Raw genomic sequence first — 16,493 nt, 5'->3', positions numbered from 1 at the left:
TAGCGTTAAGTGAATATTATTTTGCATCCTCCATCGACCCCCCCACCAGACATAACATCCCTATTGAATAGAGCTGAGTTGATTGCAGGGCTGTCGTTAGGCGAGCTTAGTGAGTTAGCAAATGTAAATGTGCCTGAGCATTTTCGGCAACACAAAGGCTTTACTGGGCAATTGATTGAATTATGGCTTGGGGCAACCGCGGGCTCAACACCACAACAAGACTTCCCTGAGTTAGGAGTGGAACTCAAAACTATTCCGGTAGACCGGTGTGGAAAAGTTTTAGAGACCACCTATGTCTGCTTTGCCCATACCAAAATCCCTTTTGGTACCACTTGGCAAAATAGCTCAGTCAGAAACAAACTCCAACGTGTATTGTTTGTACCTATTCTAGGCGAGCGAAGTATTGCACCGCGAGAACGCATCGTCGGCATGCCAAAACTGTGGCGCCCTAACACTCAGCAAGAACGAGTTTTGCAGCAAGACTGGGAAGAACTGTGTGAGATGATAAGCCTTGGCAATATTGAAAAGATCAACGCCAAACGAGGCGTTGCGCTGCACATTCGACCTAAAGCAGCCGATGGGAAAGCCCTAACTCCAGCAACCGGTAGCAAAGGAGAGTCAATTTTAACTCGACCACGAGGCTTTTATTTGCGAAAATCATTTACTCAGTCTATATTTGAGTGATAGCATTAGAAAAAAAATTTCCACCCTTTTGAGTGGTTACCCAATTTTACATAAAGGGTTCTGCATTACCTGTGTTTACGTTTACAAACCAAGACAATCAGCCAATTATGATCCAGAAACACATCTACGATGATTTGTTTCAACTTAATCCTTTTCACAATAAACCTACTCTAATTAAAAGTTACGATGGCAATGGTGTCTTTGCCAATAAAGACTGCTTCTTGTGGATAGCCGAGAACAATATACCAGTGCAAATGCAGTGTGATGACTTCCACATCATGCGTGAAGCCGGTTGGCAGTTATTTTTTAATGTCAGTTTTTACCAAGTAGGGACGACGTTGTTTTTTACCCGCAAGCCCAACAAAATGATTATCAACTCATTAATCTCAATTAACCCCAATTTTCAAGCATTTGACTTTCGTCACCTGACGCACTTTAAACAACTCAAAAATTCAGTCAGGCATAGAGTCAACGATTATTTGCCGTTGATGTTTCCATTAAAGTTCAGTTCTACTGATATTATTTCTTATTATTACGCAAAACCTTCTGAAATCGTCTATTGTTAAAACAGTAGAATTGATTAAATACCTGAACATTATGTTTACCTTTATCACTCAGGAAAATCGTCCCGTAGTTATTGGCCATCCGATTCGATCTGGTCTTTATTTATTGCATCCATTCAATCCAAAACCGACTCATATCGATATTTATCACGGAGATGGGATGTTGGCGAGTCATGATTGTTTTATCTGGACAGCAGAGCATAACATTCCGACCGAGTGCCAAAGCTCTGATAAATTATTAATGCGAGAAGCTGGCTGGCAGTTGTTTTTCAACACTCAGTTTTACCAAGTTGAACGTCGTATTTATTTTGTGCGACGGCCAAACTCGGTAATAATCAATACGCTTCAGCATTTGCACAGTGCGTTTAACAAATTCAGTTTCCATCAGATCGATCATTTTGACCAGATAATCAATGCTTATACACACAAGTTGACTGACTACATTCCTTTGACTTATCCAATTAAACTTACTCAGAATCATATCATATCGTATTACCAAGCCAGCCCTTCTAAACTTATTTACTGCTGATCACCAATAGATATCAGCACTGATCGCAACTTGACGAGTCATTTCCATTACATTTAACAATGCTTTGATTTTGTCTTTTGTCCACTGTTGTAGTTCATGTTGTTCATCGAGGTCAATCTCCAACAAAATCTCATCGAGTAACACTAGAGCATTAAGTTCTTCTAAACCTAGTGCAAGATCTAACCAAGGAGCGCGAAATTGTTCTCGTTCTTCGTCAAACAATCCCGCCAGCATAAAGCCATTGCGCAATATTTGACGTAACATAGCTTCAGTAGAGAGATATTGTGTGACCGTCATAGCGCGCTTGGGCATCGCTTGCAGAATAGTTTGCCAACCCTGGGAAAGCCAGCCATGAGCGTGTTCGGTAACGGGAGCGTCATAAGCTTTTGCAACGCTTCGCCATGGTTTTAATAGCATGAGCTCCGCCGTTGTTAATTGCAAAGTAGACGACTGTTGAGAAAAGATGATTTCTTGGGGAGCTTGCGTGTTTAATATACCTTCTTTGCGACCTTGTAAGTACCCCATCAAGCCTTGTTCTTTATTGATGCGTTTGCTGAAAGGTCCTTTACGAGAACGCAAGTATCGAATCGCATGAATCTCATCTTCCCAATCTAATTGCTGTGAAAACTTGATCAGTTGCTTATGCAGGTTCAACAACTCGCGACACTGTAATACAGGTAAATATAATGACAAAGCTTGTAATAGCAGACGTATTCCTTTGACCACTTCAGTCAGTGCCTGTAACTTAAAGGACTCCATATAGACACTTTGGTTATATTGCCAGTGGCTTAACGCAGCATTTACCGCGGCAATAAAGGCTTCTTCAGTAGTTGCATGGCGAGATAGTGGGAGTACATAAGGTAAATGTTTTACTTTAAACTCTTTGCCATTCGCTAAAGCATAGCCAAACGCAGCCTTGGTCAGATCATTTACCCTAACCGGAATGTGTTTGGCAATTATTTTGGCAAAGGCAAATAGTTGTTCTGGTTGTCCTTTGACAAGCTCTAACTCAATTTCATTGATTGCGCGGTTGGCCTTATCTGTTGCGATATCCCCCACATCAAACACCACCTCAAACACGTTACCGCTTGCATCAGCTAAGGTAAACGTTGTGCGGTGGAAGTGAGTCGTAAAAATAGGTACCAACGTATCTTGAACGGTATTGATATGAAAATCACTAGGCCAAATTTCTTCTGGAAATAACCGAATATCGACATTTGCTGTGGCAAGTGGCACATTGTATTCGGGACGTCGATGCAAACCACCAACGACTGCCCCTTTTTGTTTTAAAGTCTGCTCATGAACGTCATTAATACTGCGCACTCTCAGCCCCATCCGGTGCTGTCTCAGTAACTGTTCAGGCGTATCAAAATACTGATTTTTGAGCGTTGCCGAAACCTTCTCAACAGTACCTGAAAATTGAGGCAGTATTATTTCTTGGAAAACACTTAATGCATCGTGCTGAGTAATGAGCTTAAGCTCGACTTCCAAAGGTTGTGTCTGCGGTTGATTAACGTCCATTAATACCCTAACTAGTCATCGCTATCGACCAATGTCATTAACGAGGTGTTGCCTCCAGATGCAGTGGTATCGATACTGATGGTTTTTTCTGTGACTGTGCGTTGCAGTAGAGTATCATTATATTCAGCCGTGATCACGGGTAAAATTGCTCCTTCACGCGCTGCCAGCATAGAGCTTATCACGCCGCTACGCATGGATTTGCTATCAATGATAACCCCTGCTAACCTCGCGTCTTTCAATAAAGCCTGCACATGATGTAATCTTGCAATTTGAAATATGTCTGATGATCTTCCTGTTTTCGCTAATTTTTGCGCAAAAGCCTGTGCCGGAGCATAAAACTCATCCGAAACGACCGAAATTACCATATTACCCGTGCCTAATGCTGTGACCAAAGACAAAGCCCAGTATTCAAATGACACTTCCTTATCAGCCAAACAGACCAAGATACCTCTCGGTTCATACCGCAAAACATTGCGCTCACCTGTAGGACCAGGTAACACCCTAGGGCTCTTCAAATGCTTTTCAATGTCCATTAATTGTTGACGACACACACCCAGTGTTCTTTCAAGGTCATCGGCAAAGTCGAGTAACATAGGTACGTCATCTAATTGTGCCAACATCTGGCGCAATACCGAAGTGCGCTGCATAACAGATAATCCTCTCCAAGCAGAAAATTGTGCTTCTGATGCAGTCAACATAGCATTGACTTCGTCCTGTGAATTCTGAGTCGATTGTAACAATTCATCTTGATGGCTGACTGCAGCGCCAACGTTGGGCGTTGCTTTTTCACATAACAGACGGGGTAAATAATTCGGTCCACCCGCTTTTGGCCCCGTACCAGAAAGGCCGCGTCCACCAAAAGGTTGTACTCCCACCACAGCGCCGATCATATTGCGATTAATATAGACATTACCGGCGCGAGATGCTCGTGACAAGGCTTCTGCCCGAAATTCAAGACGAGAATGGATCCCCATTGTCAAACCGAAGCCGGTTGCATTAATTTGCTCCACGACCGCGTCTATCTCATCGCCTTTGAAGCGAATCACATGGACACAGGGCCCAAACACCTCGCCTTCGAGTCGAGAAATAGAATCGATTTCATATAGTCTCGGCGCCCAAAAGTAGCCTTCTAGTTCATTATCAATCTCGCATTGATAATGGCATTGAGCATGTCCATGGCCAATTAAGTCGCTCATGTAATGTGCGTGTTGTTCCAAGTTTCGCAATGCTTTGGCATCAATAACAGGACCTATATCGGTCGCTAAATTGGAAGGCAAACCGATATTTAGCTCTCGCATAGCCCCACTGATCATAGTAATGACCTTATCGGCAATGTCTTCCTGCACGTATAAGACTCGCAGTGCGGAACAACGTTGCCCGGCACTTTGAAAACCGGAAGTAATAACATCATCAACCACCTGCTCAGGGAGAGCCGTTGAATCGACAATCATACAATTTTGGCCGCCTGTTTCTGCAATCAGTGGCACTTGCTCATGCTTGCGCTGAGCTAGAGTTTGGGAGATTCGAGTGCCTGTTTGCGTTGACCCAGTGAACATTACAGCATTGATTCGATCATCTGGAAGTAAACACTCACCAACTGGATTGCCTTCAGAAAAAATTAACTGACACACATCTAAAGGGATCCCGACTTGTGTCATCAATTCTCTTGTGTAATGCGCAATGAGACTGGTTTGTTCTGCGGGTTTCGCCAATACCGTATTACCGGTGACCAAGGCTGCCACCACTTGGCCCAAAAATATCGCCAACGGAAAGTTCCATGGACTAATACACAAAACAACGCCTCGTGGCGATAAACGCGGATCTTTTTCAAGTGTTTGAGCTTCGACCGCATAATAACGACAAAAATCTACGGCTTCGCGGATCTCGTCGATACTGTCTTGCAACACTTTACCCGCTTCTTGCATACACAATCCGATCAATTCGGCTTGATGGATTTCTAGTGCATCTGCCAGTTGATTAATGTATTTTGCTCGTGCGTTTACGCTGATTGAAGACCATTCTAACTGTGCTTGTTGGGCTTTAGTTAATTTGTCCAACATTGCGTCTTGATTATCTTTTGGCAGCACTGCGACGACGTCATTTGGCCGAGCTGGGTTATAAATGACAAGTTGATCATCTGACTGATATGGCTTTTGCGATAAATCCAGCGGTAGGTAAGTAGACACAAACTGGTTAATTTTTTCTACTAATGGCTCCATTCCCTGCTGGTCAAAAATATCAAGACCTTTTGAGTTCTTGCGATCTTGGAACATTTCGGTGGGCAGAGGTATTTGTGTATTGGCAATCTGAGCCAGTCTTGTTGTGCGCTCCACTGGGTCTATTAACAAGGACTCAACGGGTAGGTCTGGATCAACTATGGCATTCACAAATGAGGAATTCGCACCATTTTCTAACAATCGTCTTACCAAGTAAGCCAACAAATCTTCATGCTGTCCGACGGGTGCGTAAACTCGACATTGAATTTTTTCTTCTGAAACAACCTGGTCATATAGTGAATCACCCATGCCATGTAAACACTGAAACTCAAAATCATCTTTGCAACCGCCTGACGCTTCGATGATGACCGATGCGGTATACGCATTATGCGTGGCAAATTGGGGGAAAATCGTATCGCGATGCGCCAGCAGTTTATTGGCACACGCATGATAAGATACATCGGTAGAAGATTTACGGGTAAAGACCGGATAATGAGCAACACCAAGTTGTTGTGAATGCTTAATTTCCGAATCCCAGTAGGCACCTTTCACCAGACGAACCATTAACTTGCGCCCGACCGATTGACTTAGCTCGCACAAATAATCAATGACATGAATCGCTCTGGTTTGATACGCTTGAACGGCCAGACCAAAACCACACCATGGCCCTAGTTCAGGATCACTGTACACTTGGCCAATAATGTCTAACGAAATATCCAGTCGCTCTGATTCTTCGGCATCGACTGTCAAACCAATATCGTACTGTTTGGCAAGAAGACAAAGCGACTTTAATCTCTGCGGTAACTCCGACATAACTCGATCGTAATGCGTCCATTCATAGCGAGGGTGGATCGCAGATAATTTGACTGAAATTCCGGGGGATTTTATTGGCCCTTTGCCCTCTGCCGCTTTACCGATAACATGAATCGCATCGACGTAATTTTGATAATAGCGATCGGCATCATGCTGCGTACGAGCACCTTCGCCAAGCATGTCGTAAGAATATGCATAACCCGCTGATTCTTTAGTACGAGCTCGTTTAACTGCTTCGTTTATGGTCTCCCCCATTACAAACTGCTTACCCATGACTTTCATCGCAATATTCATGGATTTACGAATGACTGGTTCACCAAGACGGCCGAGGGTTTTTTTCAATACTCCAAACTCAGCTGTGCGTTTTTCATCAGCGTACTCAACTAAGTTGCCAGTAAACAATAACCCCCAAGCTGAGGCATTTACAAACAGCGAATCGCTATTACCTAGATGCGGTGTCCATTCGCCTCGTGCCAATTTATCTCGAATTAAATCGTCCTGGGTTTTGGTATCGGGAATGCGCAATAAGGCTTCCGCCAAACACATTAACGCAATGCCTTCTGCTGTGGAGAGCGAAAATTCGTTGAGCAACGCATCGACCCCTCCGTGTCCCTGTTGCGCTTGGCGAATGTGCAACACCATCTTACGGGCACGCTCCCATGCTCGAGTGCGCTGGGTTAACGGGATTTCTGCCCGAGGCAAAATACTTGCCATTGCCTGAGCTTCGTCGATGCGATAGTGTTGGCGAATCGTTTGACGCAAAAAAGAATGTGCGGAATCAGGGAGAGATAACAACATGCATTGCCTCTTTAAGGATTTCTGTCTTATATTATTATTATTATTATCAATGCAAATTTACGCTTTTTTAGTGATTTTGACTAGTTATCATGCGTAAATTAAATTAGTGTTTTGGATTACTTTTTTTAATCTATTTGCTGTGGATCCAAGTACAGTCTTGGCACTCGTTCTGAAACACGCGTAACACACTCATAATTGATGGTTCCAATTGCGTTGGCAAGCTGCTCGACAGGGTACTTGTTGCCCCATAGCTCTACCCAATCCCCAATATTTACTGAAGCATCAGTGACATCAATTGTGATCATATCCATTGATACTTGGCCAACCACTGGGCAAGTCACCCCATTGAGCATCACATGAGCACAATTACTAGCATGGCGTGGATATCCATCGGCGTATCCAATTGCAACCGTCGCAATCAAACAATCACGTTCTGCACGCCAGCTTTGCCCGTATCCAACACTACAGCCTTGCTTGACTTGTCGTAAGGCAATCACTGGGGCTTGCAAAGTCATAACGGGGCGTAAATCCAATAGAGCCATGTCTTCAACCTGATTACTGGGCGCACAACCGTACAAACTGATGCCAACACGTGCGTATTGTTGTTGCTCAATACCTTGACCCAGTTGGTATATATGCCCTGCAGAATTACAGATGCTCACTGGACAATTAAACTTCTGCTGAATTCGAGTGAATCGCGCTAGTTGTTGTTGAGAGAATGGGTCATTGGGCGTATCCGCGCACGCAAAATGCGTCGCCAATACGATGTTATTTTTGATGCCCCACAAGCTAGTTTGTGATAACACCGGTTCCAATTCTTCGGGGCTAAGTCCTAAACGATGCATACCAGTGTCTAGTTTGCACCAAATGGGCACACTCGGCTCGCTGTGTTTGGGCAACCACGTAAATTGCTCTGGCGTATGCAGCATCGGCCAGCAATTATGCGCGAGCATCCACTCAAGCTCGTCTTTAGCCATTGGCCCCTCTAGCACCAAGATTGGCTGACGAATGCCACGTGTTCTCAACAATACTGCTTCATCAATAAATGCGACCGCCAAAACCTCTATACCTGAATGAACAAGTTCCTGCGCAATGACCTCGATACCATGACCATACGCGTTGGCTTTCACCACACCAATCAGCGTTGCCTGGCCATCATCCAAAAGCTTAATATTGTGCCGTAAGGCGGCCAAGTCGATCTCGGCGAAGGTTTTGCGTTGCAACTTTCGGTCCTTTCACGTGATGCTGAAAAAATATTCAATCCGTTCAATCACATCAATATGTCTGAATACTAATGGCTCGATATTCTGGTATTTTTAGCTATATCCCGATTCTAGTCATATCAGGTTAGTGGGTCAATCGTTCTCATGTTGCCGCTCGACTCTTCATGGCTGCGTTTGCTCTGTCTATGCGTATTTTTACCAACATTTAACCTACCAGTGTACCGCTGTCCATGTTACTGATAACAGCGTATGTGGCATTGCATTGTCTGTTTGGCGGTAACTAGGATTTACATGGCAATTGTGTCTCGGTACACTGGTTTATACACTAATCTGTTTATCTGGAAAATCACAAGTATGACCCAGCCTAGTGCGTCACAAGATGAACTCAATGCTATTTTATCTGAATCCCGTCATTCTGATTCAATGAACTTAGATACGTTAAGCTCGTGCGAAATATTGACACTCATTAACCGAGAAGACCAAAGGGTGGCCTCTACAATTTGTTCTGTCATCCCCCAAATCAGTCACGCTGTGGATGCAATTGTCATTAGGCTCAAGCAAGGAGGGCGTTTGTTATATTGTGGCGCGGGCACCTCTGGCAGGATGGGGATCATTGATGCGGTGGAATGCCGCCCGACATTCAGTGTGCCAGATACCATGATTCAGGCCTGCATTGCTGGAGGAGAAAGCGCATTTATTAAAGCCGCAGAAGGCGCTGAAGATGATCCCAATCTCGCTATACAAGACTTAGCGGATAAGCACATCACTGAAAAGGATTGTGTGGTTTCCATCGCCGCCTCTGGGCGCACGCCTTACGCGGTTGGCGCATTGCAATATGCCAATCAAAAGCGAGCACTTACTATTTCGATAAGCAATAATCCTAATGGCATCATCAACTCGCTTGCCCAACATGTTATATGTGCACCAGTTGGACCTGAGGTCGTCACTGGATCGACTCGGATGAAAGCCGGTACCTCACAAAAGATGATTTTGAATATGATCAGTACCACTGTCATGGTCAAGCTGGGTAAGGTATATCAAAATCTCATGGTGGATGTTAATGCGAGCAATGCCAAACTCGTTGCTCGCGCCAAACGCATTGTAATGCAAGCCACTCAATGCAGTGAAGATGTGGCCAGTGCGGCACTCATCGCAGCCGATCACAGTGCTAAACTGGCCATTTTAATGGTGCATTCAGGATTAGAGAGCACGACGGCACGCAGATTACTGGATGAGCATCATGGATTTTTGCGCGCCGCACTTGAATCTCCCACCAATGTAGAGAGGGACTAGACCATGCTCATGCATTGTGTGCGACTCTTTATTTGGAGTTGCGCCTATTTGGTTTACTCTCATGTTGCTGTGGCTCAAGTCGGCCAGGATCAATTAGGTGCAGCGCAAATTAGTGAGTACTTACACCTTTTAAAAGACAAAAAAGTCGCGCTCGTTGTAAATCAAACTGCAACCGTTGGCGAGCAACACTTAGTTGATATTTTATTAGAAAAAGGGGTCGATGTCCGTGTGGTTTTTGCTCCTGAACATGGGTTTCGGGGGAATAAAGGTGCGGGAGAAACCGTCCTAGACGGAGTGGATCTATCGACCCAATTACCTATCGTATCGCTCTATGGCAAACAAAAAAAGCCAAGTGCAGCCATGCTAGAAGGCATCGACGTTATTCTCTTTGATATCCAAGATGTCGGAGTGCGATTCTATACCTATATCTCCACGATGCATTATGTGATGGAAGCCGCAGCGGAGTTTGGTATCCCCATGATCATTCTCGACCGGCCCAACCCTAATATTGCACATATTGCAGGGCCTATCCTTGATCTTGAACTGCAATCCTTTGTCGGCATGCACCCAATACCGGTTTTACATGGGTTAACTGTGGGGGAACTAGCCTTAATGATTAAAGGAGAACGTTGGATTGCCAATGCCGAATCCTTGTCTCTAACGGTTGTGCCAGTCGCGCATTACAGTGCAGCAGATACGTATGAGTTACCGATCCCCCCGAGCCCTAATTTACCCAATGCTGCGGCAATTCAGTTTTATGCGTCCTTATGTTTACTTGAGCCAACTACATTCAGTGTCGGCAGAGGTACTCCATTTCCTTTCCAAATGATTGGGCATCCTCGGATAATACTGTCGGGCAACACCGTTTCAATTACGCCGATATCAACTCCATACGCTGCACCATATCCCAAATGGCAAGACCAAGCTATTCATGCAATGTTGATTAAACAAACGAACCCATTATTGAGCGGCTTTGATGTCAGTCTGATTCAACATGCCTTTACGCAAAGTAAGCTACACAATGACCCTTTTTTTACCTCGACTGATTTTTTTGACAAGCTTGCTGGTACGTCGGAGTTACGCATGGCTCTTGGCAATCGAGACAAACTAAAGGCGCTTGAACAAAAGTGGCAAATAGAGTTGAAAGCGTATAAGGTTAAAGCAGAAAAGTATTTTCTTTATGCAAGGGACGCTTCACCCTAATACTTTATTGCATAATCATCTTGTAAGGAAAACAATCACAGCTTGTGTGTACAGAGTGCTACAATGCTCAATCCACCGGAAGCGTTCCGGTTGGCATAAGCCCTTGCGTCAATATTTGACTCAACGATTTGAATGACGGACTGGTAAATGTCGTTTCGTCGACCCGATAATCATACAGTAAAAACGTCGCTAACGGTTGCGTCTGTGCCGCCAGTTGACGCACAACATAAGGTGCTCTGAGTCCAATGAGAATGGTTCTCTTTGCAAGCTCCTGATTTGTCAATAGTGAGGTCATATAGTGCAGAACATCGTTTGCCGATGCTCGTTGGGCTGTGCGTTGACGCAATGCGAAAACATCGTCCATACCGCCCATTTCTACTGCTGATATTGCTGGTGATAACTCGCCTAAAATAACATAGTGATATTTGTCAAAGTCCCATATAACTGGTAAAGATGCGTCCAACAATGTCGAAATACATTCGAGATTGACAATGCCTTGATCATACAACGCTTTTCTTAAACCAGCACACCGCAAGTCATCGGGCATTACCGCGAATACCCTATCATCGGGTTTTAGGGTGACGGCTTGCGAACCAGGCAACGCCGTAAGGCTAGCCATGGCGAGGTTGTCCACTAACGTATCGATTCCCTTTTCAGATATTTGCTGCGTAATCGCAGAATGCTTATTGCGTAGCATGCTGTTTTTTTGTGTTGCAATACGGCTCAAAGACGCTTGCCACGATGTCTCTTGCATCCGCTCGCTCAATGCTTGTCGAGCTGCACGAAACCAACGATCGAAGGCAACGATGTCATCTGGGGTACGGATTGCAAACGGCATTAGCGCAATATCACTGCCAGCGGCAAATGTATTCAAAAGTGCTTCCTCTGAGGTAAAATGATCCGCAATACCTGCCATATCCAATGCATCAGAAATGACAATCCCATCAAAATCTAATTGCTCTCGCAACAAGTCATGAAGAATTTTTCGGGAAAAAGTGGCCGGCACAATGATAGAAGTACCATCCATCGTACTCAATTTCGTATCATCCAAGTTAGGAAATTGTATGTGTGCAGTCATCACAAATGCAGGTTGTGCGTCTTTGATGACCTGCGCAAAAGGCGCAATATCCTGTTGCATTATTTGTGATAAAGAGTGCGTCACTTGAGGCAACCCCGTATGACTGTCAACTTGAGTATCACCGTGACCGGGAAAGTGCTTAACTGCGCTCAAAATCCCATTGTCTTGATACGTTTTGACCATACTGCTACCAAGTGCAGCCACCGTTTCTGGGTCACTGCCGAAAGCTCTGACATTAATCACTGGATTTTCCGGGTTGCTATTCACATCTAACACCGGCGCAAAGTTGACATTAATCCCGTGACTGAGTAATTTTTGAGCCTGAACCTTTGCTACGGCACGGGCAAAATTATCCTGACTGCCGGCATAAGTCGCGCCAAGTGCCATACTTCCAGAGAAAGCCGGTAAAACGTGTTGCGGTAAACGCGCTACTCGACCGCCTTCTTGATCCACAGCGATAAATAACGGCGGAGCCTCAATGTCTGACATACTCAACTGCAAATCTTGGGTCAACTTTATTAACTGTTTAGACGTGTGAATATTTTCTGCAAACAAAATCACCCCGCCAATGTGATATTTTTGTAACCATTCACGTAATTCTAATGGTAATTCCGTAACGGGTTCTCGACATTCGATACTTATGCCATCTTGACAAAAATACCGAATATCGAGCATGAGTTTTTGGCCTAGGCGAGGATCGGCTTGAACCGAAAAAAACAACAATGTTATCGCGACATATAAACAATGCAGAAGTCTGTATACGCCTTGTGGTAGCATCATTAACACTCCCTAAGTCAATAAAAAACATTTTGTAAAATTACATTTGATACCCTATTTTATATCCAGCTGTACCCATTTTGCACAACAACTTATTCATTTTATCGAAATGACAACAAGAGAGTATCAGTCTCTGGTGTGATTTATTGGTTCATGTAAAAACACAGTTACCTTATGCGGTATTTGGTGGTATCTTGAGTTTTATTGAATTTTTGATCAGCGAATTGCTGATGACATGATGATTAATTAGGAATTGGCTATGAAAAAAATAATATTGTGCCTCGCTCTCGTATTCACCTTACCGGTTTCGGCTAACTCTCAGATGGCCATTGCCGCCCCAGACAGCTATAGCTCAGATGTGGGCATGGCCATTATGAAGCGAGGGGGTAATGCTATCGATGCGGCAATTGCCGTACAGTTCGCGCTGGCTGTGACCTTGCCTGAGGCTGGAAATATTGGCGGTGGAGGGTTCATGTTGATTCATACCCCGGAAGGAAATGATTTTATTGATTATCGTGAGATGGCACCGGCTAGGGCGCATCGTGATATGTACCTAGATGAAGAAGGTAATCCTCGGCGCCTACAAAGTCTCTATGATAGCCTTGCCTCCGGTGTCCCTGGAACCGTCGCAGGTATGTGGCTAGCCCACCAGCGCCATGGCTCATTGCCGTGGGCAGAGCTTGTCGAGCCTGCTGTACGCCTTGCTGAAGATGGCTTTGTCGTGCACCCCAAACTCGCTCGTAATGTCGCACGTTTTATGGAACGCATGGCAAAGCGCGAATTGGATTTGAATTTCCCAGAATATTTTGGGCATGTTGAAGCTGGTGAAAAATTTGTTCAACCCGAATTAGCACTCACACTAAAACGCATTCGTGACTTGGGACCTGATGGTTTTTATAAAGGTAAGACCGCCAAAATAATTGCTGAATTTATGCGCAACAACAATGGGTTAATTACTGAAGCAGATCTCGCAAACTACGTGGCAGTTGCTCGCGAACCAATTCAAACCCAATGGCGTGAGTATACATTATTGAGCGCACCGCCACCGAGTTCTGGGGGGATCGCAGTGACTCAATGGCTCAAAATGTACGATATCCTCGCCCCGCGAATTTATAATGATGAAGGTAAATCCACCCCTTTGTATCCGCATAATTCCGCCCCATATGTGCATTTACTGGCCGAAATTGGTAAACGCGTATTTGCCGACCGAGCGGAGTATTTAGGCGATCCAGATTTTTTTGATGTCCCCGTTGCAGAGTTGATTAAGGATGAATACATTGCGATGCGCGCCAGTGGCGTCAAGCGCAATGGCATTTCGGATACCGAAAAAATGAAGCCTGGATTACCCGAAAGCGAAGATACAACACATTTCTCTATCATTGATGCGCAAGGCAATGCGGTTTCAAATACCACGACGATTAACTTAGGTTTTGGCAGTGGTATAGTGGTGGAAGGCGCTGGATTTTTATTAAATAACGAAATGGATGATTTTAGCGTCAAACCGGGAGTGCCCAATTTCTTTGGTGCGGTAGGTGGTGAGGCTAATGCAATTGTACCTAAAAAGCGTATGCTGTCATCAATGACCCCATCTATTGTGTTGGATTCTAATAATGCGGTCAAGGTTGTGACCGGTTCGCCTGGCGGCACGACGATCATCAGCTCCGTCTATCAATCGATTTTGCATGTATTAGAGTACGGAATGAGCGCTCAAGAGGCCGTTGATGTACCACGTTTTCATCATCAGCTGTTACCCAAAGACGACATTCGTCATCACCAAGGCATGGCCGAAGAAACCATAGAAGCACTTGAAGAGATGGGTTACAACGTGCGAGAAAGTCGTTTTGGTGATATTCATTTGTTGGCAGTAACTGATAACGGTATCGATGCAGCATCAGAGACCAATGGCCGGGGTAAAGCGCAAGTCGCACTTGCTCAGCAGTGAAACGTCAATTCCATACTGAAAAAACTGGGGGTTATTCGTCAGTTGCGAATAACTGTCCCATGTCAGCAAACGCTTTAAACTCCAATGCATTACCAAATGGATCGGTAAAGAACATGGTATGTTGCTCGCCTACTTGACCGGCGAATCGGGTATAAGGTTCGAGCACAAAATCCACTTTGCCGCGCACCTTTTCACATAACGCATGCCATTGCTCGACAGAGAGTACGACACCAAAGTGCGGCACGGGCACTGCATGACTGTCTACACTGTTGTACTGGGGAGAAGATGGCATCTGCGCAACACAGTGCGTCACGAGCTGATGCCCAAAGAAGTTCCAATCAATCCATTGATCGCTACTGCGCCCCATATCACAACCAAGAAGCTCACCATAAAACTGGCGAGCTTGCTCTAAATCAGTGACTGGTATTGCAAGATGAAATGGCTGAACCATGACGGATGTTATAGCAAACGAAGATTATGCGTCGTATGGGTCGCGTAAAACAATGGTTTCAACACGATCAGGACCTGTTGATACGATATCAATTGGTACTTCACATAAATCTTCTAAACGTTTGATATAGTTACGAGCCGCTTGCGGTAACTCTTCAAACACTTTTACCCCAAAAGTATTTTCTGACCAACCTGGCATTTCTTCATAAACCGGCTCAATCAATTCATAACCGTCAGCGGCCATTGGTGGGACATTAGACACATTGCCGTCTTTGTCTTTGTAACCAACACAGATCGATAGAGTGTCTAAGCCATCTAATACGTCTAATTTGGTTAAACACAGTCCTGTAATTGAGTTGATTTGTACGGCACGACGCATAACCACGGCATCAAACCAACCGGTACGACGTTTACGGCCGGTTGTCGCACCAAACTCATGTCCTTTAACACCTAAGTGTTGACCTACATCGCAATCGAGTTCAGTTGGGAACGGGCCTGAACCAACACGTGTGGTATAAGCTTTGACAATCCCTAAGACATAATCAAGATTGAGAGGGCCAAAACCAGCGCCGGTCGCCACACCACCAACAGTAGTATTAGAAGAAGTTACATATGGATACGTGCCGTGGTCGATATCAAGTAAAGTACCTTGGGCGCCTTCAAACATAATCTCTAAACCTTGCTTGTTCGCGTTATCTAACAACTCAGTCACGTCGACAATCATTGGCTTGAGGATCTTGGCAAACTCCATCGCTTGCGCATAAACCGTATCAAAGTCAACTGGTTCAACTTTATAATATTCAGTCAACATGAAGTTGTGATAGGTCAGGATGTCTTTCAGTTTGACCGCAAAATCTTCGGCATTGAACAAATCACCTACACGTAAACCACGACGTGATACTTTGTCTTCATAGGCTGGGCCAATGCCACGACCAGTCGTCCCAATGGCTTTTGCACCGCGGGCAATTTCACGAGCTTGATCTAAGGCAATGTGATACGGCAATATCAGCGGACACGCTTCAGAGATCTTCAATCGCTCAGCAACTGGCACTCCGCGCTCATTCAGCATTTGCATTTCAGTCAATAACGCTTCAGGGCTGAGGACTACACCATTACCAATCACACAAGTGACGTTATCGCGCAAAATACCCGATGGGATCAAATGCAAAACGGTTTTCTCACCGTCGATCACTAAGGTATGCCCAGCATTGTGGCCACCTTGATAACGGACAACATAGGTTGCACGCTCTGTTAATAAATCAACGATTTTACCTTTACCCTCATCACCCCATTGGGTTCCGAGCACGACGACGTTCTTTGCCATAACTCAATACTGTTTACTGTGTGTAAAAAAATAGGCGTGGATTTTACCACATTCGGGACAAAATTCACGCCTAAGTTCA

12 protein-coding genes are annotated in these 16,493 nt (G+C 44.8%); 6 read left to right on the top strand and 6 right to left on the bottom strand.

Annotation, left to right across the window (positions count from 1 at the left end; genetic code table 11):
• The first annotated feature begins 21 nt into the window (after positions 1–21).
• The 3 genes from mutH to NLG07_RS04730 all read left to right on the top strand — a co-directional run bounded on the left by mutH (position 22) and on the right by NLG07_RS04730 (position 1,776).
• Positions 22–684: a DNA mismatch repair endonuclease MutH gene (mutH, locus tag NLG07_RS04740; RefSeq protein ID WP_254856805.1), complete on the top strand. Its 663-nt coding sequence runs from the start codon at positions 22–24 to the stop codon at positions 682–684.
• Between the two features lie 107 nt (positions 685–791).
• Positions 792–1,250, top strand: coding sequence for a hypothetical protein (locus NLG07_RS04735; protein ID WP_254856548.1), 459 nt, complete (start codon positions 792–794; stop codon positions 1,248–1,250).
• Positions 1,251–1,281: 31 nt separating this feature from the next.
• Positions 1,282–1,776 (top strand): hypothetical protein, encoded by a 495-nt coding sequence (locus NLG07_RS04730; RefSeq protein WP_254856547.1) that lies wholly within the window; start codon positions 1,282–1,284, stop codon positions 1,774–1,776.
• On the opposite strand, the gene NLG07_RS04725 is transcribed toward NLG07_RS04730, so the two are convergent.
• From NLG07_RS04725 to alr, 3 genes are all read right to left on the bottom strand, one after another.
• Positions 1,777–3,297 (bottom strand): inorganic triphosphatase, encoded by a 1,521-nt coding sequence (locus NLG07_RS04725; RefSeq protein WP_254856546.1) that lies wholly within the window; start codon positions 3,295–3,297, stop codon positions 1,777–1,779.
• Between the two features lie 11 nt (positions 3,298–3,308).
• Complete coding sequence (putA, locus tag NLG07_RS04720) at positions 3,309–7,124, bottom strand: bifunctional proline dehydrogenase/L-glutamate gamma-semialdehyde dehydrogenase PutA (RefSeq protein WP_254856545.1); 3,816 nt, start codon at positions 7,122–7,124, stop codon at positions 3,309–3,311.
• Between the two features lie 125 nt (positions 7,125–7,249).
• On the bottom strand, positions 7,250–8,347 hold the full coding sequence (gene alr, locus NLG07_RS04715; RefSeq protein ID WP_254856544.1) for an alanine racemase: 1,098 nt from the start codon (positions 8,345–8,347) through the stop codon (positions 7,250–7,252).
• A 354-nt stretch (positions 8,348–8,701) separates the two neighbouring features.
• Here alr and murQ point away from each other — a divergent pair, with 354 nt between their 5' ends.
• Positions 8,702–9,640, top strand: a complete 939-nt coding sequence (gene murQ, locus NLG07_RS04710; protein ID WP_254856543.1) for an N-acetylmuramic acid 6-phosphate etherase — start codon at positions 8,702–8,704, stop codon at positions 9,638–9,640.
• 3 nt (positions 9,641–9,643) lie between these two features.
• Positions 9,644–10,843, top strand: a complete 1,200-nt coding sequence (locus tag NLG07_RS04705) for an exo-beta-N-acetylmuramidase NamZ domain-containing protein (protein WP_254856542.1) — start codon at positions 9,644–9,646, stop codon at positions 10,841–10,843.
• 67 nt (positions 10,844–10,910) lie between these two features.
• Here the strand turns inward: NLG07_RS04705 and nagZ are convergent, their stop codons facing one another.
• The gene (nagZ, locus tag NLG07_RS04700) at positions 10,911–12,701 is read right to left on the bottom strand and encodes a beta-N-acetylhexosaminidase (RefSeq protein ID WP_254856541.1); all 1,791 of its coding nucleotides are present in this window, start codon (positions 12,699–12,701) and stop codon (positions 10,911–10,913) included.
• Positions 12,702–12,957: 256 nt separating this feature from the next.
• Here nagZ and ggt point away from each other — a divergent pair, with 256 nt between their 5' ends.
• Positions 12,958–14,640, top strand: coding sequence for a gamma-glutamyltransferase (gene ggt / locus NLG07_RS04695; RefSeq protein WP_254856540.1), 1,683 nt, complete (start codon positions 12,958–12,960; stop codon positions 14,638–14,640).
• A 31-nt stretch (positions 14,641–14,671) separates the two neighbouring features.
• Here the strand turns inward: ggt and NLG07_RS04690 are convergent, their stop codons facing one another.
• Positions 14,672–15,091 carry a VOC family protein gene (locus tag NLG07_RS04690; RefSeq protein ID WP_254856539.1) on the bottom strand — a complete coding sequence of 140 codons (420 nt, stop codon included), beginning with the start codon at positions 15,089–15,091 and terminating at the stop codon, positions 14,672–14,674.
• Positions 15,092–15,115: 24 nt separating this feature from the next.
• A complete protein-coding gene (locus NLG07_RS04685) occupies positions 15,116–16,414 on the bottom strand; it encodes an adenylosuccinate synthase (RefSeq protein WP_254856538.1) in 1,299 nt (432 codons plus the stop codon).
• Positions 16,415–16,493 lie beyond the last annotated feature (79 nt).

The sequence above is a fragment of the Alteromonas sp. LMIT006 genome (genome assembly GCF_024300645.1).
Lineage (GTDB): Bacteria > Pseudomonadota > Gammaproteobacteria > Enterobacterales > Alteromonadaceae > Opacimonas > Opacimonas immobilis.
This window is presented reverse-complemented; position numbering and strand designations above follow the sequence as displayed.